The sequence below is a fragment of the Kitasatospora sp. NE20-6 genome (genome assembly GCF_045862635.1).
Window position 1 is genome coordinate 122,143 of the sequence record NZ_BPRL01000020.1, and the last position, 20,014, is coordinate 142,156.

Here is a 20,014-nt window from a genome sequence, read left to right on the forward strand (position 1 = left end):
CCGGGTGGCTTCCGGGCCGGGTGGTTCCCGGGGCCGTAGGGTGACGGTGCGTCAGCCGACGTGCCGGCTCCAGTCGGCCTCGACCTGCGCCTTCCCGTGGCGGTTCGGCACCTGCTTGAGCCAGTCCGGACGGGCCGCCAGGGTGGCCGCCGCGCGGCGCGCCTCCGCCTCCCGCAGCTCCTCCGCGGTGGCGAACTCCGCGGGCAGCCACGCGGCGGAGCCGGCCGCCCGCTCCGCCAGGTGGGCGACGTACGCCGCCCGCACCGCGGCCGGCGAGTCGAAGCCCGGCTCGCCCGCGAGCCAGGCGTCCGGCACGAGCCCGACGACCTCGCGCAGCAGTTCCCCGGTGACCCGGGGCGCGAGTTCGGCGTCGGCGTCGGCGACGGCGGGCCGGTACGCGCCGAGCGCGTGCGCGCTCATCGGGTACGGCTTGAGCACCGACGCGGCCGCACCCGACCAGCGGTGGTGGAAGATCAGGCCGGCGCCGTTGTCGATCAGCCACAGCCGGCCGTGCCAGACCATGAGGTTGGGGTTGTGCACGGTGCGGTCGACGTTGCCGGTCAGGGCGTCGAGCCAGACCACCCGGCCGGCCTCCGCGGCGTCCACCGGCAGGCTGCCCGGGGTGAAGTCCCGGGCGCCGGGCAGGAGGTCCATGCCGAGGTTGAGCCCGGGGCTGCCCCGCAGGATGTCCTGGATCTCCGGGTCCGGTTCGTGCGCGGCGACCGCCGGGTCGAAGTCGACGAGCACCAGCGGCGGCACCCGCAGGCCCAGCCTCCGGGCCAGCTCGCCCACGACCACCTCGGCCACCAGCGCCTTGCGGCCCTGCGCGGCGCCGGTGAACTTCACCACGTACGTGCCCAGGTCGTCGGTCTCCACGACCCCGGGCACCGAGCCCCCGGCGCGGAGCGGGTCGACGTAGCGGAGGGCGGTCACCTGATCGAGCACACCGGCCAGCCTAACCCGGCCCGCCGGGGGTGAGCCTCGGGAGCGGCCGGGCCGGTGTGGTTGGCTTGGGCGCGATCGGCCGCCCTCCGCGGGAGGACGGCGGCGAAGTCCACCGAAGGAGAGCCCCCATGGGCAAGGTCCAGGCCACCACCGAGCGGGTCTACCAGGCCTCCCCGAAGCGGGTGTACGAGGCGCTGGCCGACTACGCCACCGTCCGGCCCCGGCTGCTGCCCGAGCAGTACAGCGGGTTCGAGGTCCGCGAGGGTGGTACGGGCGCGGGCACCGTGGTGCACTGGCGGCTGCAGGCGACGGAGAAGCGCGTCCGCGACTGCCTGTTCACCGTGACCGAGCCGCGTCCGGAGACGCTCGTCGAGACCGACGCCAACTCCAGCATGGTGATCACCTGGACGGTCACCGCGGCCGGCGAGGGCACGGCCCGGGTCGTGGTCGACGCGTCCTGGCAGGGGGCCGGCGGCGTCGGCGGCTTCTTCGAGCGCACCTTCGCCCCCAAGGGCCTGAACCGCATCCACGGCGCGCTGCTCGCCCGCCTCGCGGAGGAGGTCGAGTAGGTCCGCCGGAACGGACGAACGCGGGAACACCCGTACGGTGCGGCACGCCGTACGGGTGGTGCTTTTCACCGGGACGGGTGACGCCGGGGTCCGCGCCGGGGGCCCCAACCTAGGCTCACCGCCGTGCATCTGACGATCCTTCATGCATCCCAGCCGGTCGAGGGGGGCGTCGCCCGCGTGGTGGTGGACCTCGTCCGCGGCCAGCGCGCGGCGGGCCACCGCGTGCTGGTGGCGTGTCCGCCCGGCGGCCGCCTCGGCCCGGAGGCGGCCGCCGCCGGTGCCGAACTCCTCGACTGGCCCGCCGGCCGGTCCCCGGGCCCCTCCACCGCGGGCGAGGCGCTGCGGCTGCGGCGGATCGTCCGCGCGGCCGCGCCCGACGTGCTGCACCTGCACAGCGCGAAGGCCGGCCTGGCGGGCCGGCTCGCCGTGCACGGCACCGTGCCGACGGTCTTCCAGCCGCACGCCTGGTCGTTCGCCGCCGTCGAGGGCCGGCTCGCCGCCGCCGGGGTCCGCTGGGAGCGGTTCGCCGCCCGGTGGGCGGGGGCGCTGCTGTGCGTCAGCGAGCAGGAGCGTGCCGACGGGGTGTCCGCGGGTGTCGACGCCGCCTGGCGGGTGGTGCCGAACGGTGTCGACCTGGTCCGCCACGGCCCGGCCGGCGCCGCCGAGCGCCGGGCCGCCCGGGCCGCGCTGCTGCCCGCCGCCCCGGGCCTCGACCCGGACGCGCCGCTCGCCGTCTGCCTGGGGCGGCTGTGCCGGCAGAAGGGCCAGGACGTGCTGCTCGACGCCTGGCCGCAGGTGGCCCGGGCGGTGCCCGGCGCCGGACTCGTGCTGGTCGGCGGCGGCCCCGACGCGGCGGCCCTGGCGGCGCGGGCCCGCGCGCTGCCCCGGGTGCACCTGACGGGCGGCGTCGCCGACCCGCGGCCCTGGCTGGCCGCGGCCGACCTGGTCGTGCTGCCCTCCCGGTGGGAGGGCATGGCGCTGGCGCCGCTGGAGGCGATGGCGGCGGCCCGGCCGGTGCTGCTCACCGACGTGCCCGGAGCCCGGGAGTGCCTGCCCGCCGGGCAGGTGCCGGTGCCGGCCGGCGACCCGGCGGCGCTGGCCGGACGACTGGCCGGTTCGCTGGCCGATCCGGCCGGCTGCGCCCGGTACGGGGAGCTGGCCCGGGCGCACGTCGCCCGCCGGCACGACGTGCGGACGGTGGTGGCGCAGGTCGAGGCGGTGTACCGCGCCCTGCTGCCGGCGGGCTCGGCCGGACGGTCCGATTCCCGTGTCCCCCAGGGGGCCTGATCGTTTATCCGACTGTGCGTGCTTTCCGCGGGGCGGGCCGGTCGGGGCCGGCGGCCGGCGGGGGAGCCGTGCACCGGTCGTCCGACAGTCCGACGAATGAGCAGGTGGAACGACACGGCGCGCCAACTCGCCGTCCTGACAACGACGATCGCTAATGTCTGATTTTGCCTGTTTCGTACCTGTTCGGAGGGTTGGGCCGTGCCGTGCCCGCGCCGGGCCGGTGCGAGCCGGCCGGCCGCCCCGCGACGGCGGCTGCACAGCAGGGGAGTTCGCGCACCGATGACCATTGACCACGAGAGCGTGCCACGGCCGGGCGGGCCCCTGTCCGCCCGGCGGCAGCTCGGCACGGAGCTGCTCGAACGTCCCGCCGCCGCCACCCGGGCCCGTCCGGCGGCGCCCCTCGGCCGCCACCGGCGGCCCCTCCGCTCCCGGGCCGGCCTCCCGGCCGCCCTGCTCGGCTCCGACGTCCTCGCCCTCACCGCCGCCGTCGCCCTCACCGCCGGGGCCCGCCCGCCGGCCGCCGCCGCGGTCCTCCTCACCGCCCTGCTCCCGCTCTACGCCGCCGCCGGCCTCTACCGCACCCGCCTCACCGTCTCCGCCCTCGACGACCTGCCCGCCCTCGCCACCCGCGCCGCCGTCGCCGCGGCTTTCGCCGTGACCCTCGACGCCTGCCTCGGCTCCCGCCACCCGGCCGGCACCGGGTCCGCCCTGCGCCTCGCCGCCCTCCTCGCCGCCCACACCCTGCTGGCCTGCCTCGCGCGCGCCGTTGTCTACCGCCGGCTGCGCCGCGCCCGCCGCCGCCGGCCGAGCCCCACCCTCGTCCTCGGCGCCGGCCAGACCGCCCAGCGGATCGCCGCCGCCCTCCTCGACCACCGCGAGTACGGCCTGCGGCCCGTCGGCTACCTCGACTCCGGGCCCGCCCTGCTCGCCCCCGACGCCCCCCTGCGCATCCTCGGCGGCCACGACGCCGTGGAGAGCCAGATCCGCCGCAAGCGCATCCGGCACGTCATCGCCACCGAGGGCACCGCCGACGACGCCACGACCGCGGCCGCCCTGCGCACCGCCGTCCGGCTCGGCTGCCGGGTCTGGGTCGTGCCGCAGCTGCGCGAGTACGCGGCCCTCGGCCGCCGCGGCACCGACCAGCTGTGGGGCTTCCCCTGCCTGGCCCTCGCCCGCCCGGCCCTGCACCGGCCCGGCTGGCTCGCCAAGCGCGCCGTCGACGTCTCCGCCGCCGGCCTCGGGCTCCTGCTGCTCTCCCCGCTGCTCGCCGCCGTCGCCCTGGCCGTCCGCTGCGACACCGGCCCCGGCGTGCTCTTCCGCCAGCAGCGCACCGGCCTCGACGGCCAGGTCTTCACCCTCCTCAAGTTCCGTACGCTGCGCCCCGGCAACGAGCACGAGTCGGCGACCCGCTGGAACATCTCGCACGACCACCGGATGGGCCCCGTCGGCCGCCTGCTGCGCCGCACCTCGCTGGACGAGCTGCCGCAGCTGTGGAACGTCGTCCGCGGCGACATGAGCCTCGTCGGCCCCCGGCCCGAACGCCCGTACTTCGTCATGCGGTTCGGCCAGGCCTACCCCGAGTACCAGGACCGCCACCGGGTGCCCGTCGGCCTCACCGGCCTCGCCCAGGTCAACGGCCTGCGCGGCGACACCTCCATCGAGGACCGGGCCCGCTTCGACAACCGCTACATCGAGAGCTGGAGCCTCTGGCAGGACACCAAGATCCTCCTGCGGACCGCCGCCCTCATGCTCCACCCGGACGGGAGCTGACGGTGGCCCTCCCGCTCCGCGCCGCCGCGCCCCTGCCGGTGCTCCGCCGGCTCCGCCTCCGCACCGGCCACGCCGCCGCGGCCACCGTGCTGCTGGTGTGCGTGCCCACCGGCGAGAAGGACGTCGCCGCGGCGGTGCACGTCACCCCGGCCGACCTCGCGTCGATGCTGCTCGTCACACTGGTCGGCGCCGACCTGCTGCGCGGCCGCACGGCCGGACCCGGCCGCCGGGTCTGCCTGCTGCTCGCCGGCATCGTCCTCGCCGCCGCCGCGGCGACCCTGCACTCCGTCGACCCGGCCGCCAGCATCACCGGCTTCGTGCGGCTGGTGCAGGTCTTCGTGCTGGTGCCCGCCGCCGTCGCCTGCGCCGTCCGGGACCGCCGCGACCTGCACCTGGTGCTCGGCTCGCTCGTCGCCGTGGCGCTCGTCGAGGGCGCGGTCGGCGCCCACCAGTACCTGACCGGCACCGGTGCCTCCTACACCGGCCGGCCGATCCGCGCGGTCGGCACGTTCGGTGCGCTCGACATCATGGCGATGTCGAGCGTGGTCAGCTTCGGCCTGCTCGCCGCCCTGGCCCTCGCCCTCGCCGAACGCGGCCCGCACGGCCGCCCGGCGCTGCGCCGCGGCCTGTACGCGGCCGCCGCGTTCCTCACCTTCCCGCTGGCGGTGTCCTTCAGCCGCGGCAGCTGGATCGCCTGCGGCTGCGCGGCCGCCGTCCTGCTGCTGCGCGCCGACGCCCGGCTGGCCGTCCGCGGCGCCGTGCTCGCCGCGGCGGCCGCCGTCGTGCTGGTCGGCGGCCTGGGCCTCGGCGCGTCCGGCGTCACCGACCGGCTCGGCAGCATCGGCGCCGTGCAGGCGGCCCCCGACCAGTCCGTCACCGACCGGTACGACCTGTGGTCGACGGCGACCCGCATCTGGCAGGACCACCCGCTGACCGGCGCCGGCCCGAAGGTGTTCCAGCAGCTGCGCGACGGCCACGCGCCGCTGCGGCTCTCCTCCGGCAGCGACGCCGAGGACTCCTCCATCGGCTTCCAGCGCGAACCCCTGCTCTCCCCGCACAACATGTACTTCCTGGTGCTCAGCGAGCAGGGCCTGCTCGGGATCGTCGCCTACGCCGGGCTGTTCCTCGCCCTGCTGGGAGGCTGTCTGCGCCGCGCCGCCGGCGCCGGGCTCGCCGCGCTGGGCCTGCTGGTCTGGGTGCTCGTCGACTTCCTCTACGCCGACATCGGCGGCACCACCACCGTGCTGACCTCGGTGCTGCTGGGCCTCGCCGCCCGTACCGCCTTCCCCGGCCCCGACGACGGGGAGACCCGGTGAGCGGGGGACGGTCGCGGCTGGCCGGGCGTCCGGCGGCCGGAGCCGTACCCGGGCCCCGGCACGCCGCGGGCCCCCGGCGCGGCGGGTTCCTGGCGCGCGCGTTCGGCATCACCGCGGTGCTGAGCGCGGCGGGTTCGGGCCTCGGCCTGCTCCGCGACCTGCTGCTGGCCCGCTACTTCGGCGCCGACCAGGGCACCGACGCCTTCCTCGTCGCCTGGACGGTGCCGGAGACCGCCGCGCCGCTGCTCATCGAGGACGCGATGTCCTTCCTCATGGTGCCCGCGTTCAGCCTGGCCCTCGTGCTCCGCGAGGAGCGCCGCCACGGCCCCGACCCGGTACGGGAGCTGGTGCGCGCCACGCTGCCCTGGCTGCTGCTCGGGCTGTGCGCGCTCGGCCTCGGCACGGCACTCGGCGCGGGCCCGCTGGTCGGCCTGCTCGCCCCCGGCCTCGCCGACCCGGCGCTCGCCGTCCGGCTCACCCGGATCACCGCGCTCACCGTGCTGCCGTTCGGCGTCGTCGGCTACCTCTGCTCGATGCTGCGCGCGCACCACGTGTTCACCGCCCCGGCCGGCATCTACGTCGCCTACAACCTCGGCATCCTGGCCGTGCTGCTGGGCGGCCACGCCTGGCTCGGCGTCGGCTCGGCCGCGGTCGGCGTCGCCCTGGGCGGCCTGCTGATGGCGGGCCTGCTCGCGGGGCCCGCGCTACGGCGGCTGCGGGCCGCCCCGGCGGCCCTGCGGACGGCCGGGGCGATCGGCGGCGGGCTGGTGCTGATCCCGTCGGCGATACTGCCCGTCGCCGCGTTCACCCTCACCCGGCAGGCCCAGGTCTTCATCGAGCGCTACCTCGGCTCGGGCCTGCCGCCGGGCACGATCTCGCACCTCAACTACGCCGCCAAGGTCTCCCAGCTGGCCATGACCGCGGGCATCCTGATCGTCACGGTGACCTTCCCGCTGGTCGCGCGGGCGCTCGCCGCCGGCGACCTGCGGGCCGCCCGCGACCGGGTCGAGAAGGACCTCGGCCAGGCCTCCGCCGTCGTGCTGCTGGGCACCGCCTTCCTGCTGGCCTGCGCACCGGCGGTGGTCGCCCTGCTCTTCCAGCGCGGCGCGTTCGGCCCGCACGACACCGCGGCCACCGCCCAGGTCATCCGGGTGTACAGCATCGGGCTGCCCGCCCAGGCGATGATCGGCGTGGTGGTGCGGCCGTACTTCTCCGTCCGCCCGGTGGTCCGCCGGGCCGGCGACGTGCCGCCCGCCGGCTCCCGCGGCCGGCTGCTCGACTGGTACCCGGTGGCCGCGATGGCCGTGGGCCTGCTCGTCACCGCCGGGGTGGGGCTCGCCGCCACCGCCCGCTTCGGCGCGCCCGGCCTGGCCGCGGGCAACGCGGCGGGCATCACCGTCACGGCCGTCCTGCTGATGCGGGGGCTGCTGCTGCGCGGCATCGCCCTGCGGCTGCGGCCGGTGCTCGCCGGCCAGGCGCGGCTGCTGGCGGCGGCCGGCGGCGCCGCCGCCGCGGGCGCGCTCGTCGCCGCCCGGCTGCCGGCGCCGCCGGCCGCCACCCTGCTGGGCGGCCTGACCGTCGCCCTCGTCTTCGCCGGGCTCGGCACGGTTCTCGGCGCCCCCGAGGTCCGCGGCCCCGTGCGCACCCTCCTCCGGGCCGCGGTCCCGGTCACCCAGGCTGCTGAGAGGAAGCCGCATGGACGCTGAACCCGCCCTCCGCCGGGGCCTGCCCGCCGACGCCGCCAGGACGGCGCCGTGGATCCTGATGTACCACTCGGTCACCTACGAGCAACACGACCCGTACCTGCTGACCGTGAGCCCGGAGCGCTTCGCCGCCCAGATGGCCTGGCTGGCCCGGAGCGGCCGGCGCGGCGTCGGCGTGCGGGAGCTGCTGCGGGCCCGGGCCGCGGGCCGGGCCGCCCGCCTGGTCGGCCTCACCTTCGACGACGGCTACGCCGACTTCGCCCGGCACGCCGTGCCGGTGCTGCGCCGGTACGGCTTCACCGCGAGCGCGTACGTGGTGCCCGACCTGCTCGGCGGGCACAACGGCTGGGATCCCGACGGGCCGCGCAAGCCGCTGCTCACCGCCGACGAGGTCGTCGAACTCGCCGCCGCCGGCTGGGAGATCGGCTCCCACGGGCTGTCGCACACGGCGCTCCCCGGCCTCTCCGCCGCAGAGCTCGCCGAGCAGGCGCAGGGCAGCCGGCGGGCGCTGGAGCACCTGGTCGGCGGTCCGGTCACCGGCTTCTGCTACCCGTACGGTGCCGTCGACCGCGCCGCCGCCGAGGCCGTCCGCGAGGCCGGGTACCAGTACGCCTGCGCGATCGGCCACAGCGAGCTCACCGGCCGGTTCGCGCTGCCGCGCTGCTACGTCGGCGACCGGGACGGCGGTCTGCGGCTGCTCGCCAAGCAGGGCCGGCACCACTGGCGGGACGCCGTCACCGGCCGGCGGGTCCTCGGCCCGCAGGCGGCCGAGCGGGAGGCCGTGCGGTGAAGGTCCTGCACGTCGTCACCGGGCTCGCCGCGGGCGGCGCGGAGCGCCAGCTCCACCTGCTGCTGCGCCACCTGCCGGACCGCCACGCCTGCGAGGTGGCCGTCCTCACCAACCCCGGCACCGTCGCCGACGCGCTGCGCGCCGACGGCTTCGCCGTGCACGACCTCGGGATGCGGGGCAACCGCGACCTCGCGGTGCTGCCCCGGCTCGCCCGGCTCGTCCGGTCCCGCCGCTACGACGCGGTGCACACCCACCTCTACCGCGCCGGGCTGTACGGCCGCCTCGCGGCGCGGCTGGCCGGGGTCCGCACGGTGCTCGCCACCGAGCACTCGCTGCACCCCGGGTTCATCGAGGGCCGCCCCACCGGGCGCGGGGTCCGCGCGCTGTACCTGGCCGCGGAGCGGCTCGGCAGCACGACCGTCGCGGTGTCCGGGCAGGTGGCCGCAGCCCTGCACGACTGGGGCGTGCCGCCGCACCGGGTGCACCTGCTGCCCAACGGCATCGAGCCTGCCCGGTACGTCCTCCCGGCGTCGGCCCGCGCGACCGCCCGGGCCGCCCTGGGCCTGCCCGCCGACGCGTTCGTGGTCGGGGCGGTGGGCCGGCTGGTGCCCGGCAAGCGGTTCGACGTCCTGGTGGAGGCCCTCGCCGGGCTCGCCGCCGGGCCGGGCGCCCGCGACACCCGGCTGCTGCTGGTGGGCGCCGGCCCCGAGCGCCGGGCGCTGGAGGCGCTCGCCGCCCGGCGGGGCGTCACCGGCCGCCTGCTGCTCACCGGCGAACGCGACGACGTCCCCGAACTCCTCGCCGCCATGGACGTGCTGGCCGCCCCGTCGATCGGGGAGACCTTCGGGCTGACCGTGCTGGAGGCGCTCGCGGCCGGGCTGCCGGTCCGCTACACGTCCTGTCCGGCACTGGAGGGCCTCGGCCCCGACGCGGCGCCCGGCGCCGTCGCCCTGCCCTGCACCGCGGCGGCCTACACCGCCTCGCTGCGCGAGGTGCGGGCCGCCGGGCCCGTCCGGCTGCCGCCGCCGCCCGCCGTGGGCCACTACGACATCACGCGGATCGCCGCCGGGCTCGCGGAGCTCTACGACCGGCTCGGCCCCGCCCCGGCCGGGCTCCGGCCGCCCGCCCGCCGGGCCTGACCCGCCACCCCCGAACGAGCCAAGGAGTCACCGATGTCCGATCCGCGCCGATCCGCCCCCGCCCTGCGCCGCTGGTGGCCGCTGGCCCTCGCCGTGCCGCTGGGCGCGGCGGCGGGCGCCGGGTACGCCGCCGTCGCACCCGTCGTCTACACCGCCAACTCCTACGTGGTGGTGGTCGCCCAGAGCCCGGGGGAGGGCGGCGCCGCGGTCAACTTCGCCCAGGCGTACGGGCGGCTCGCCGGGCAGCCGCAGGTGCTCGCCGCCGCGGCGGCGAAGACCGGCCGCACGGTCTCCGCCCTGGAGTCCGCGGTGCGCGGCACCACCTCGCCGGACGCCCCGGTGATCGAGATCACCGGCACCGGCCCCGCCGCGGCCGACGCGGTGAAGGCCGCCGACGCGGTCGCCGCCTCGCTGATCGCGTTCGCCGGCACCAGCGCCTCCGACACCGGCGTGAAGCTCGTCCCGCTGGCCCGGGCGGCCTCGCCGGACGCCCCGTCGTCGCCGTCCGCGGCGCTGGACACCGCGGTCGGCGCCGCGGCAGGCGTCCTCGTGGGGGCGCTGGCGGTGATGGCCCGGCGCCGGCCCGGCGCGGAGCCGGAGGCCGACGCGGGGGCGCCGCCCGTACCGGCGCAGCCGCGGGTGCAGCAACCGGCCGGGGCCGTCCGATGAGCACCACCGACACCCCGGCAGCGGTGCGGGCGACGGCACGCCCGGTGTGGACGGCCGAGGTGCACCGCACCGACGACGCGCTCGACCGGTTCGCCGGGGAGTGGGACGCCCTCGCCGCCCGCTGCCGCACCACCACGCCGTTCCAGCACGGCAGTTGGCTGCGTTCCTGGTGGCGGCAGTACGGCCGCCCGGGCACGCTGGTGCTCGTCCTGGTGCGCCGTGACGGCCGGGCGGTGGCCGCGGCCGCGCTGCGCCGCCGCGGCCCGTTCGGCGGTCTCACCAACCTGGGCGGCGCCCTCGCCGACTTCACCGACGTGCTGCTCGACGACGACTGCGCGGACGAGGCCGCCGCCGAGCTTGCCGCCGCCCTGCCGCTGGGCCGCCCCTGGCACAGCCTGGAGCTGCGCGAGGTGCCCCCGGAGGCGGCGGTCCACCGGGTGCTGGCCTGCCACCGCGGCACCGTCCGGCGCTACCCGGACTCGTTCTGCCAGACGCTGCCCGCCCTGTCGATGGACGAGCTGCTGCGCAGGCTGCCCGGCAAGACCGCGCAGCGCAGCCGGGTCAAGCTGCGCCGGATCGCCGCGTCGGGCGTCGTGGTCGACGCCGCGCCGCCGGAGGAGGTGCCGGAGGCGGTCGCGGAGCTGCTGAGGCTGCACGTGCTGCAGTGGCAGGAGCGCGGGGTCACCCCCGAGCACCGCACGGCCCGCTTCGCGGCGCACCTCACCGAGTCGACGACCGCCATGGTGGCGTGCGGCCGTGCCGCGGTGCACCGCTTCCGGCTGGACGGCGAGTTCGTCGCGGTCAACATCGTGGTGCTCTGCCCGTCCTTCGGCGGCCTCTACCTCTACGGCGCGCACCCGAAGCTGCGGGACCGCCTGGACATCGCGGGCCTGCTCTTCGGCGCCGCCCTGGACGAGGTCCGTGCGGCGGGCATCCCGCTGCTCGGCCTGCTGCGCGGCCAGGAGCCGTACAAGCAGCGCTGGCGTCCGGACGCGTTCCGCAACGAGCGGCTGGTGGCGGCGCCGCCCGGCCCGGCACCGGCCGCGGCCGTACGGGCGCTGCGGGTGCGGGCCCGGCAGGCGGTGGTGGGCGTGCTGACCGTCCGGCTGCCGCGGCTGAAGGCGGCGCTAACGGCGCGCCGGCTGTCCTGAGCCGAGCCCGCCGGGCGCGCCGGCGGAGCCCGTCATCAGCTGCTTGTACACGGTGGTGGAGCGGGGGTTGCGGGTGCAGCCCCAGAAGCCGTGCGGGCAGTAGTCGGTGACGGTCTGGTAGGCGGTGTCGTGGGTGCGCATCCACTCGGTCATGCGCCGCACGTACTCCGGGTTGTCGCCGTTGCGGAACAGCCCCCACTCCGGGTAGGAGACCGGCTTGCCGCGCTTCGCCGCGAACTCCACCTGGTCCTGCAGGCCGTAGGGCTCCGCGACCATGTCGTCGAAGGTCGCGCCGGCGGGCATGTCGTAGGCGTCCATGCCGACGATGTCGACCACGTCGTCGCCCGGGTAGCAGCGGGTCCACGGGATGGCGTCGAGGCCGCGGGTGGGGGTGAAGTCGAAGCGGAAGCGCTGTCCGGGAACCGAGCGCATGACGGTGACGATCCGCCGCCAGTACGCCTTCCAGGCGGCCGGGTCGGGCCGGCAGCGGGAGGTGTAGGTGGTGCCGTTCATCTCCCAGCCGAGGGTGACCACGGTGTCGCCGCCGCCGAACGCGACGAGCTTGCGGGCGAGTTTGAGGAAGTGCCGGTCGAACTCGCCCCGGTTGCCGCGGGCGAGCAGCTTCACCACCGCGCCGTCGGAGAGGTTGCCCTCGTTGGGCACCAGCATCGGCACGCCGAGCACCAGGCCGCGGTCGGGCCGGCTGAGCTTCCACTGCGACCACAGGCCGAGCACCTGGTTCTCGCCCTCGACGTCGGCCCAGCCGTTGCCGGCCAGGTAGGTGTGTCCGACCTGCACCCGGGCCCCGCCCAGCCAGGCGGAGAACTTCGCGATCTGCGGGATGTAGTCGTCCCAGGAGCCGACGAACGCCCCGAACGGCACCTCGTGCGGCGGCCGCACGACCGCCGGGTCCGGTGCGGCGCCGCGCGGCCGGACCCCGCGTGCGGCGTCGGAGGAGAACGGGTCGTGCCGCTCGGTCTGGCCGAGCGGTGTGCCGTCGGGCACGCTCGCGGTGGTCACCAGCAGCAGCAGCGCGCCGGCGGCCAGCGCGAGACGGCCGAGTCGCATGGGCACTCCAGGGGTGGACGGTGGGGCGTTCGCTCCGCCAGTAAAGCCCACAGGCCGTCAGAAACACCTCATATCACCCGAACGTGGCAGTTCGTACGGGCGGCCGCCGGGCGGTGCGGCGGTCGGCCCTGCGCGAAGGTGTCGCACCGGTCCGGGTCGCCGCCGCGGTGGCCCGCGGTGAACCACGCCTTGCGCTGCTCCGCGGAGCCGTGGGTCCGGCGCTCCGGGTCGATCCGTCCGGCACGGCTGCTGCACCTGCGCCGCGGTGCTCGGCCCGGCGCTCGCCGAGGTGCCGCCGGAGAGGCCGAGCGTGCTCGGGCCGACACCGGGGAAGACGGCCGGCAGCAGCACGATCAGCCCCGCCCGCCGCCGCCGAGGGCGACCTTGCCGCCGGAGAGGCCCCACCGGTCGTCGGCCTGCGAGGTGTCGAGGCCGCCCTGATCGTCGAACTGCATCCTGTACCACCTCTGTAACAGTCCGTCCCGGCCGCTGCCCGGCCACCGTGGCCGCGTGCCCCGTTCCCGGCCTCCTGACACCGCAGGTCGGCGGACCCGTGCCCGGCGGCGGCGTGACGAAGCGCACGTCCCCGGGTGGCCCGTATTCCGGCTGACGTACACGCGTACGGCGGGTACGCTCCGCCCGTGTCCTGGAAGCCGCTGCGAAGCCTGACCCGCCGCTCCGTGCTCCCCGCGCTGGCCGTGCTGCTGGTGCTCGGAGCCGGTGCCGCCGCGCACGCGAACCGCCCGGTGCCCTTCGGGGACCGGGTCGTCGCGGAGCCCGGCGCGGCCGTCGCCGGCCCCGTCGGCGCCCAGGCACTCACCACCGGCTCGCTGGACCTGAAGGTCGGTCCCGGCCTGGAGGCGTACGACCGGGTCACCGGCGGTCACGCCTGGTCGTACCGCCGGGAGGGCGCCACCGCGCTGCACCTGGCGATGGCGGGGGAGAACGCCGTGGTCGTCTGGGACGACGGCCTGGTCACCTCCGTCCGCCCGAGCGACCACCAGGTGCGCTGGCACCGGGCCGTGCCGGGCCTGGCCGACTGGCTGCGCGCCGAGGGCGAGCCCGGGGCGGACGAGCGCACCGAGGAGCAGGAGCGGGCCGCCGCCGCGCAGCGGGCCGCCGCCGCCCTGCAGACCGCGGTGGAGGACGAGCCGTGGGTGGCCGTGGTCACCCCGTCCCTCACCATGGGCTTCCGCGACCGCGACGGCGACCTCCGCTTCAACTCCCGCCCGCCGCAGGGCTGCTCGTACGACCCGCTGCGCGCGGTGCACACCGACGACGCGGTGCTGGTGCCGCGGGCCTGCCCGTCCGCGGGCACCACGGCCAAGCTGCTGCCCGGCGGCGTCAACGGCTTCCGGCTGTCCGGCCGCGGCTGGCAGATGAACGCCGGCCCGCAGGCCGTCCTGCGCCGGCTCGACGGTCACCGGGTCGTCGTGGAGGACGGCCCGGTCCTCCGCAGCCGGGTGTACGACACCCGCCGCGGTGCGCCCGAGACGCTGTGCTCCGCCGCACAGCTGCCGTTCGCCGCGGTCCCCCCGGTGGAGGGCTGTCCGCCGGTCTGAGCGCGGCCGGCGGCGCACGCCCGGAGGCAACCTCCGGGCGCCCGGTAGACTGGGCCGTATGGCTGTGTTCCCCGGGCAGTAGGCGCCGGCCGGCGGACTCGCGAAGCTCCGCCGCCCCGGCTTCACGCCTGCATCCCCGCCCCCGCCTGCACCATGCCCGGCCGCCGTGCCCCGCCCCCGTCCCTGGAGAGACCCAGCCGTGATTTCCGCGAACGCCCTGGAGCTGCGCGCCGGCGCCCGCGTCCTGATCGAATCCGCCTCCTTCCGTGTCGCCCCCGGCGACCGCATCGGCCTGGTCGGGCGCAACGGCGCCGGCAAGACCACCCTCACCAAGGTGCTGGCCGGCGAGGGACTGCCCGCCGGCGGCACCGTGACGAGGTCGGGCGAGGTCGGCTACCTGCCGCAGGACCCGCGCACCGGCGACCTCGACGTGCTGGCCCGCGACCGCATCCTCTCCGCCCGCGGCCTCGACACCGTGCTCAGGAAGATGCGCGAGAACGAGGAGCGGATGGCCACCGGCAAGGGCGCCACCCGCGAGAAGGCGATGAAGAAGTACTCGAGTCTGGAGACCGAGTTCCTCACCAAGGGCGGGTACGCCGCCGAGGCCGAGGCCGCCACCATCGCGGCCGCGCTCGGCCTGCCCGACCGCATCCTCGGGCAGCAGCTGCACACCCTCTCGGGCGGTCAGCGCCGCCGGGTCGAGCTCGCCCGGATCCTCTTCTCCGACGCCGACATCCTGCTGCTCGACGAGCCGACCAACCACCTCGACGCCGACTCGATCGCCTGGCTGCGCGACTTCCTCAAGACGTACAAGGGCGGCTTCATCGTGATCTCCCACGATGTCGAGCTCGTCGACACGGTCGTCAACAAGGTGTTCTACCTGGACGCCAACCGCGCCGCGATCGACGTCTACAACATGGGCTGGCGGCAGTACCAGCAGCAGCGCGAGGACGACGAGAAGCGCCGCAAGCGCGAGCGCGCCAACGCGGAGAAGAAGGCCGCGACCCTCAACGCGCAGGCCGACAAGATGCGCGCCAAGGCGACGAAGACGGTCGCCGCGCAGAACATGGCGCGCCGCGCCGAGAAGCTGCTCTCCGGCCTGGAGCAGGCCCGGGTCTCCGACAAGGTCGCCAAGCTGCGCTTCCCCGACCCGGCCCCCTGCGGCAAGACGCCGATGACCGCGGCCGGCCTCTCCAAGTCGTACGGCTCGCTGGAGATCTTCACCGACGTCGACCTGGCGATCGACCGCGGCTCGAAGGTGGTCGTGCTGGGCCTCAACGGCGCCGGCAAGACCACCCTGCTGCGGATGCTGGCGGGCGTGGAGAAGCCGGACACCGGTGAGGTCATCCCCGGCCACGGCCTGAAGGTCGGCTACTACGCGCAGGAGCACGAGACGCTCGACCCTGAGCGCACGGTGCTGGAGAACATGCGGTCCTCCGCGCCGGACACCGACCTGGTGCAGATCCGCAAGATCCTCGGATCGTTCCTCTTCTCCGGCGACGACGTCGACAAGCCGGCCGGTGTGCTCTCCGGCGGCGAGAAGACCCGTCTGGCCCTGGCCACCCTGGTCGTGTCCAGCGCCAACGTGCTGCTGCTCGACGAGCCCACCAACAACCTCGACCCGGCCAGCCGCGAGGAGATCCTCGGGGCGCTGCGCTCCTTCAGCGGCGCGGTCGTGCTCGTCACCCACGACGAGGGAGCGGTCGACGCGCTCCAGCCGGAGCGGATCATCCTGCTGCCGGACGGCGTCGAGGACCTCTGGAGCCCGGCCTACGTCGACCTCGTCTCGCTGGCCTGACCGGCGAGTAGACACCGGGTCAGCTCTCTGTCGTAGAAAGACCGGTCCGCGGGCGTGTCCGGGAATTCCGGTCCCCCTGGTTCTGTTGACGACGGCCCCACCGCCTGTACGCGGTGGGGCCGTCCGTTCTGATCAGCCCATTCACCCGGCGCGGCGGCCGGCCCCGGGGGCGCGTGCACCGAGGGTGAGCGCCCTTGTGCCGTCGGGACACCACCGGCAGACTGCGCTTTCCCGGTATCGACCTTGTCGAATGGGTGGCCAGGAGACTGGCTATGGGTGATCATGGGAATCTGACCGAGCACAGCTACGAGGAGGCACGGGTGGCCGAGACTCTGAAAAAGGGCAGCCGGGTAACAGGTGCCGCGCGTGAGAAGCTCGCGGCCGATCTCAAGAGGAAATACGACTCCGGGGCGAGCATTCGCGCGCTGGCGGAGGAGACCGGTCGTTCCTACGGCTTCGTGCACCGCATGCTCAGCGAGTCCGGAGTGATCCTCCGGGGCCGTGGCGGTGCGACGCGCGGCAAGAACAAGGCGACTGCTGCAGCGAGTTCCTGACGGTTCATCAGACAATTCGGCTCCGCGCCGGGCGGGCAGTCCCGGAGCGGCGGGTGCGCGGCGGTCCGGGGCGGAACAGCTGCGCCGGACCGCGCGGTGCGTGACGCGGCCGACAGCGAAGGACGGTACGGCGGCCGGGATTCCCGGGCCGCCGTTCGCTGTTTCCGGGCGGCACTTTTCGGCCGCACCCGGTTTTGTTACTCTCCAGTAGCCCTGCTGTCCCGCACTGGAGGTACCCTCATGACCGCTCCCGCCGTCGGCACCGACCCGCAGGACCGGGAGAAGACGGGCGTCCGCCTCGACGTCGAGGGTGAACTCGCCGTGGTGACGCTGTGTAACCCCGAGCGCCGCAACGCCCAGAGCCCCGCCCTGTGGCGCGCGCTCGCCGCGATCGGCTCCACCCTGCCCGGCACGGTGCGGGTCGTCCTGCTGCGCGCCGAGGGCGTCTCCTTCTCGGCCGGCCTGGACCGCCAGATGTTCACGCCCGAGGGCATCCCCGGCGAGCGCACCTTCCCCGAGCTCGCGGCGGCCCCGGACGCCGAGACGGACGCCGCCATCGCCGGCTACCAGGAGGCCTTCACCTGGTGGCGCCGCCCCGACGTCGTCACGATCGCCGCCGTGCAGGGCCACGCCGTGGGGGCGGGCTTCCAGCTCGCGCTCGGCTGCGACCTGCGGGTGGTCGCCGACGACGTGCAGTTCGCCATGAAGGAGACCGCCCTCGGGCTCGTCCCCGACCTGGGCGGCACCAAGCCGCTCACCGCGCTGGTCGGCTACGCGCGGGCGCTGGAGATCTGCGCGACCGGCCGGTGGGTCGGCGCGGAGGAGGCCGCGGCCATCGGCCTGGCCAACCTCGCCGTGCCCGCCGCCGAGCTGGAGGAGGCCGCCCGCGACCTCGCCTCCGCACTGCTCGCCGCCCCGCGCAACGCCGTCATCGAGACCAAGGCGCTGCTGCAGGGCGCCGCCGACCGCACGTACGACGAGCAGCGTGCGGCCGAGCGGGCCGCGCAGCACCGCCGGATGCGCGACCTCGCCGGCATCGGCGACTGAGCGTTCGCCTGCTCCTCCGCAGGGCCCGGACCACGGGGTGGTCCGGGCCCTCGCGCGTTCCGGGCCGTTCCGGGCCGTTCCGGGCCGGGAGCGACCGGCTCCGGCGCGCGGCTTGTGTGGCGGAATGTCAGAGTTGAGCTGATTTGCGATATAGCTGGAGACGCAACCACAGGAGACCCCGCCATGCCGCAGACCCCGACCCCCGCCGACCTGCAGAAGTCCGCCCACGCGCCCGACGCCGCCACCGACGCGTCCGAACGCGGCCGCACCGCCCTCGCCGTCGGCGTCGTCGAGAAGATCGCCGGAATGGCGGCCCGCGAGGTCTCGGGCATCCACGCCCTCGGCTCCGGCTTCTCCCGCACCTTCGGCGCCATGCGCGACCGCGTGCCCGGATCCAAGGCCGGTGTCGGCCGCGGCATCAAGGCCGAGGTCGGCGAGCGCCAGACCGCCATCGACATCGCCCTCGTCGTGGAGTACGGCGTGGTCATCCCGAAACTCGCCTCCGAGGTGCGGGAGAACATCATCCACGCCGTCGAGCGGATGACCGGGCTGGAGGTCGTCGAGGTGAACATCTCCGTCAACGACGTCCACCTGCCCGACGAGCCCGACGAGGAGGACGAGGAGGAGCCCCGCAAGGGCCGCGTCCAGTAGCGCACCGCGGCGGCCCCCGACCCGGGGCCGCCGCCGCACATCGCCGTACCTGTCGTACACCGCCGTACCTGTCGCAGCACCTGTCGCCGCAACGCGAGGAGAAGTGGATGAGCCTGGCCCTGGTCGGCCTGCTGGCCGGCATGGCCCTGGGATTCGCCGGGTACTTCGGCGGTTTCGCCGCCTTCCTGCTCGTCGCCGTGCTGGGGGCGGTCGGATTCGTCGTCGGCCGCCTGCTGGAGGGCGACCTCGACCTCGGCGACCTGGGCGATCTCCTGCGAGGCCGGGACCGGCGCCGCTGATGGCGGCCGCCGCTACCGCCGGGCCCCGTCGGGGCCGCCTGCGGATGGCCGACCGGGTCTACGCCCGGCTCGCCGAGCAGGCCGTCCGGCAGGCGCTCGCGGAGACCTGGGCGGCGCGTGCCGTCCGGGGCGTGCCGCCCAGGGCCACCGTGCTGGTGGTCGGCGGCACCGCGCGGATCACCCTGCACCTGGAGCTTCCCTACCCCGCGGACCTCGCCGAGCTGTCCCGCAAGGCCCGCCACGCGGCGGCCGACCAGGTCGTGGCGCTCACCGGCACCCCGGTGGTGGAGGTCTCCGTGCTCGTCGAACGCCTTGCACCGGCGGCCCTGCGGTGAGCGGCCCGCCGCTCCCGGGGCCCGGGCCGGACCCGCAGCCTGGCCCCGAGCCACAATCGGGCCCCGAGCCGCAGCCGGGCCCCGAGCCGCTGCCGGATCCCGGAGCGCAGTCCGCGTACGGGCCCGAGCCGCTGCCGGAGGACGACCGGCCGCGGCCGACCGCGCCGCCCGGCCCGTCCCGGCGGCCCCGGGCCGCGCGGACCGTCGCCACCGCGACCGTCGTCACCTGCCTGCTCGTGCTCGCCGGGGCACTGCTGTACGACGCCGTGGCCGTCCGCACCGGTCACACGGGCGGGCAGTGGCGGACGGACGTCACCCGGGACCTGGCGGACCGCCGGGTCGACGACCCCTGGGCGCTCGGCGTGGCGGGCGGGGCCGTGGTGCTCGGCATCCTCCTCTGGGTGCTGGCGTTTGCGCCGGGCCTGCGCCACTGGCTGCCGCTGCGGCGGCCGGGCGCGGCCGTCCACCGGGCCGGGGTCGAGGCCCTGATCGCGGCGCGGGCCACCGAGCTGCCCGGGGTGGAGCGCTGCACCGTCAAGGCGGGCCGCAGCAAGGCCCGCGCCACTGTCACCGGCATCGCCGAACCGGCCTTCGTGCAGCGCGAGTTGCGGGAGGAGCTGGCCCGTGTCCACCTCGCCGGCCCGTACCGGCTGGACGTCCGCCACCGGCTGTCACGCCCCGCCGACCCGGACGGCCGGCGGCACGGGCACCGGCGGCTCGCGCAGGAGGCGCCCCGATGAGCAGGTCCGCGGTCAACCGGACGATCCTGGCCGTCACCGGCCTCGCGCTGCTCGTCGGCGGGCTGGCGGTGCTCGCCGGCGGCCTCGACCTCTACCACCGGCTCGACGTCACGATGCCGCACGGCTGGCCGCTCACCAAGACCTACCAGCCGGTGCTCAGCGACGCCGAACGCCACAACTGGTCGGACCGGGACTGGTGGTGGCCGGTGGCGATCGCCGTGCCCGCCCTGGTCGTGGCCGGAGCCCTCTGGTGGCTTTACACCCAGCTGCGCCGCACCGGGCCGGGCACCGTCACCGTACCGGTGCCCGACGGCGACGGCACGGCGCTGCGACTGCGCACCCGGGCGCTCGCGGACGCCGTCGAGACCGAGGCCGTCGCGCTGCCGGACGTCGAGAAGGTCTCCGTGACGGTGGTCGGTACGGCGCGCCGGCCGTCGGTGCGCGCGGCCCTGCGGCTGGTGCCCGGCGGCGGCGTGGGCGACGTCGTGGACGCGCTCGACGCCGGGCCGCTGGAGAACGCCCGCACCAGCCTCGGGCTCGACGCCCTGCCGGCCGAGCTGCGGCTCAAGGTGTCGGCCCGGCGCAGGCGCGCCGGGCCGAAGCCTCCCCGGGTGGTCTGAC

21 protein-coding genes are annotated in these 20,014 nt (G+C 76.3%); 18 read left to right on the forward strand and 3 right to left on the reverse strand.

What is annotated here, in order from left to right:
- Positions 1 to 51: 51 nt before the first annotated feature.
- Positions 52 to 945: a HipA family kinase gene (locus tag SNE206_RS17725; protein ID WP_407914349.1), complete on the reverse strand. Its 894-nt coding sequence runs from the start codon at positions 943 to 945 to the stop codon at positions 52 to 54.
- Positions 946 to 1,073: 128 nt separating this feature from the next.
- Here SNE206_RS17725 and SNE206_RS17730 point away from each other — a divergent pair, with 128 nt between their 5' ends.
- The 9 genes from SNE206_RS17730 (at position 1,074) to SNE206_RS17770 (ending at position 11,339) form a co-directional block, all read left to right on the forward strand.
- Positions 1,074 to 1,514 carry an SRPBCC family protein gene (locus tag SNE206_RS17730; RefSeq protein WP_407914350.1) on the forward strand — a complete coding sequence of 147 codons (441 nt, stop codon included), beginning with the start codon at positions 1,074 to 1,076 and terminating at the stop codon, positions 1,512 to 1,514.
- A 129-nt stretch (positions 1,515 to 1,643) separates the two neighbouring features.
- Complete coding sequence (locus tag SNE206_RS17735) at positions 1,644 to 2,801, forward strand: glycosyltransferase (RefSeq protein WP_407914406.1); 1,158 nt, start codon at positions 1,644 to 1,646, stop codon at positions 2,799 to 2,801.
- Positions 2,802 to 3,080: 279 nt separating this feature from the next.
- Positions 3,081 to 4,571: an exopolysaccharide biosynthesis polyprenyl glycosylphosphotransferase gene (locus SNE206_RS17740; RefSeq protein WP_407914351.1), complete on the forward strand. Its 1,491-nt coding sequence runs from the start codon at positions 3,081 to 3,083 to the stop codon at positions 4,569 to 4,571.
- A gap of 2 nt (positions 4,572 to 4,573) precedes the next feature.
- Complete coding sequence (locus tag SNE206_RS17745) at positions 4,574 to 5,887, forward strand: O-antigen ligase family protein (RefSeq protein WP_407914352.1); 1,314 nt, start codon at positions 4,574 to 4,576, stop codon at positions 5,885 to 5,887.
- Positions 5,884 to 7,593, forward strand: a complete 1,710-nt coding sequence (locus SNE206_RS17750) for a lipid II flippase MurJ (protein ID WP_407914353.1) — start codon at positions 5,884 to 5,886, stop codon at positions 7,591 to 7,593. Before SNE206_RS17745 ends, SNE206_RS17750 begins: the two co-directional genes overlap by 4 nt.
- Positions 7,583 to 8,380 (forward strand): polysaccharide deacetylase family protein, encoded by a 798-nt coding sequence (locus SNE206_RS17755; protein ID WP_407914354.1) that lies wholly within the window; start codon positions 7,583 to 7,585, stop codon positions 8,378 to 8,380. The genes SNE206_RS17750 and SNE206_RS17755 overlap by 11 nt, the downstream gene beginning before the upstream one ends.
- A complete protein-coding gene (locus SNE206_RS17760; RefSeq protein ID WP_407914355.1) occupies positions 8,377 to 9,519 on the forward strand; it encodes a glycosyltransferase in 1,143 nt (380 codons plus the stop codon). Before SNE206_RS17755 ends, SNE206_RS17760 begins: the two co-directional genes overlap by 4 nt.
- Before the next feature lie 33 nt (positions 9,520 to 9,552).
- Positions 9,553 to 10,188, forward strand: coding sequence for a lipopolysaccharide biosynthesis protein (locus SNE206_RS17765; RefSeq protein ID WP_407914356.1), 636 nt, complete (start codon positions 9,553 to 9,555; stop codon positions 10,186 to 10,188).
- The gene (locus SNE206_RS17770) at positions 10,185 to 11,339 is read left to right on the forward strand and encodes a GNAT family N-acetyltransferase (protein ID WP_407914357.1); all 1,155 of its coding nucleotides are present in this window, start codon (positions 10,185 to 10,187) and stop codon (positions 11,337 to 11,339) included. Before SNE206_RS17765 ends, SNE206_RS17770 begins: the two co-directional genes overlap by 4 nt.
- On the opposite strand, the gene SNE206_RS17775 is transcribed toward SNE206_RS17770, so the two are convergent.
- Together SNE206_RS17775 and SNE206_RS17780 are read right to left on the reverse strand one after the other, a co-directional pair.
- Positions 11,316 to 12,407 (reverse strand): glycoside hydrolase family 26 protein, encoded by a 1,092-nt coding sequence (locus SNE206_RS17775; RefSeq protein ID WP_407914358.1) that lies wholly within the window; start codon positions 12,405 to 12,407, stop codon positions 11,316 to 11,318. The two genes, SNE206_RS17770 and SNE206_RS17775, sit on opposite strands and share 24 nt — an antisense overlap.
- A 68-nt stretch (positions 12,408 to 12,475) precedes the next feature.
- Positions 12,476 to 12,733 carry a neutral zinc metallopeptidase gene (locus SNE206_RS17780; protein ID WP_407914359.1) on the reverse strand — a complete coding sequence of 86 codons (258 nt, stop codon included), beginning with the start codon at positions 12,731 to 12,733 and terminating at the stop codon, positions 12,476 to 12,478.
- 315 nt (positions 12,734 to 13,048) lie between these two features.
- On the opposite strand from SNE206_RS17780, the gene SNE206_RS17785 reads away from it, so the two are divergent.
- The 9 genes from SNE206_RS17785 to SNE206_RS17825 all read left to right on the forward strand — a co-directional run bounded on the left by SNE206_RS17785 (position 13,049) and on the right by SNE206_RS17825 (position 20,013).
- The gene (locus SNE206_RS17785; protein WP_407914360.1) at positions 13,049 to 13,969 is read left to right on the forward strand and encodes a hypothetical protein; all 921 of its coding nucleotides are present in this window, start codon (positions 13,049 to 13,051) and stop codon (positions 13,967 to 13,969) included.
- Positions 13,970 to 14,168: 199 nt separating this feature from the next.
- On the forward strand, positions 14,169 to 15,767 hold the full coding sequence (gene abc-f, locus SNE206_RS17790) for a ribosomal protection-like ABC-F family protein (RefSeq protein ID WP_407914361.1): 1,599 nt from the start codon (positions 14,169 to 14,171) through the stop codon (positions 15,765 to 15,767).
- A 320-nt stretch (positions 15,768 to 16,087) separates the two neighbouring features.
- Positions 16,088 to 16,321, forward strand: a complete 234-nt coding sequence (locus tag SNE206_RS17795) for a helix-turn-helix domain-containing protein (RefSeq protein ID WP_407914362.1) — start codon at positions 16,088 to 16,090, stop codon at positions 16,319 to 16,321.
- 240 nt (positions 16,322 to 16,561) lie between these two features.
- Positions 16,562 to 17,368 (forward strand): enoyl-CoA hydratase/isomerase family protein, encoded by an 807-nt coding sequence (locus SNE206_RS17800; protein WP_407914363.1) that lies wholly within the window; start codon positions 16,562 to 16,564, stop codon positions 17,366 to 17,368.
- Positions 17,369 to 17,551: 183 nt separating this feature from the next.
- Positions 17,552 to 18,019, forward strand: a complete 468-nt coding sequence (locus SNE206_RS17805; RefSeq protein WP_405011080.1) for an Asp23/Gls24 family envelope stress response protein — start codon at positions 17,552 to 17,554, stop codon at positions 18,017 to 18,019.
- A 107-nt stretch (positions 18,020 to 18,126) separates the two neighbouring features.
- Positions 18,127 to 18,318 carry a hypothetical protein gene (locus SNE206_RS17810; protein ID WP_407914364.1) on the forward strand — a complete coding sequence of 64 codons (192 nt, stop codon included), beginning with the start codon at positions 18,127 to 18,129 and terminating at the stop codon, positions 18,316 to 18,318.
- The gene (locus tag SNE206_RS17815; RefSeq protein WP_407914365.1) at positions 18,318 to 18,653 is read left to right on the forward strand and encodes a hypothetical protein; all 336 of its coding nucleotides are present in this window, start codon (positions 18,318 to 18,320) and stop codon (positions 18,651 to 18,653) included. Before SNE206_RS17810 ends, SNE206_RS17815 begins: the two co-directional genes overlap by 1 nt.
- Before the next feature lie 236 nt (positions 18,654 to 18,889).
- A complete protein-coding gene (locus SNE206_RS17820; protein WP_407914366.1) occupies positions 18,890 to 19,393 on the forward strand; it encodes a DUF6286 domain-containing protein in 504 nt (167 codons plus the stop codon).
- A complete protein-coding gene (locus SNE206_RS17825; protein WP_407914367.1) occupies positions 19,390 to 20,013 on the forward strand; it encodes an alkaline shock response membrane anchor protein AmaP in 624 nt (207 codons plus the stop codon). Before SNE206_RS17820 ends, SNE206_RS17825 begins: the two co-directional genes overlap by 4 nt.
- Position 20,014 lies beyond the last annotated feature (1 nt).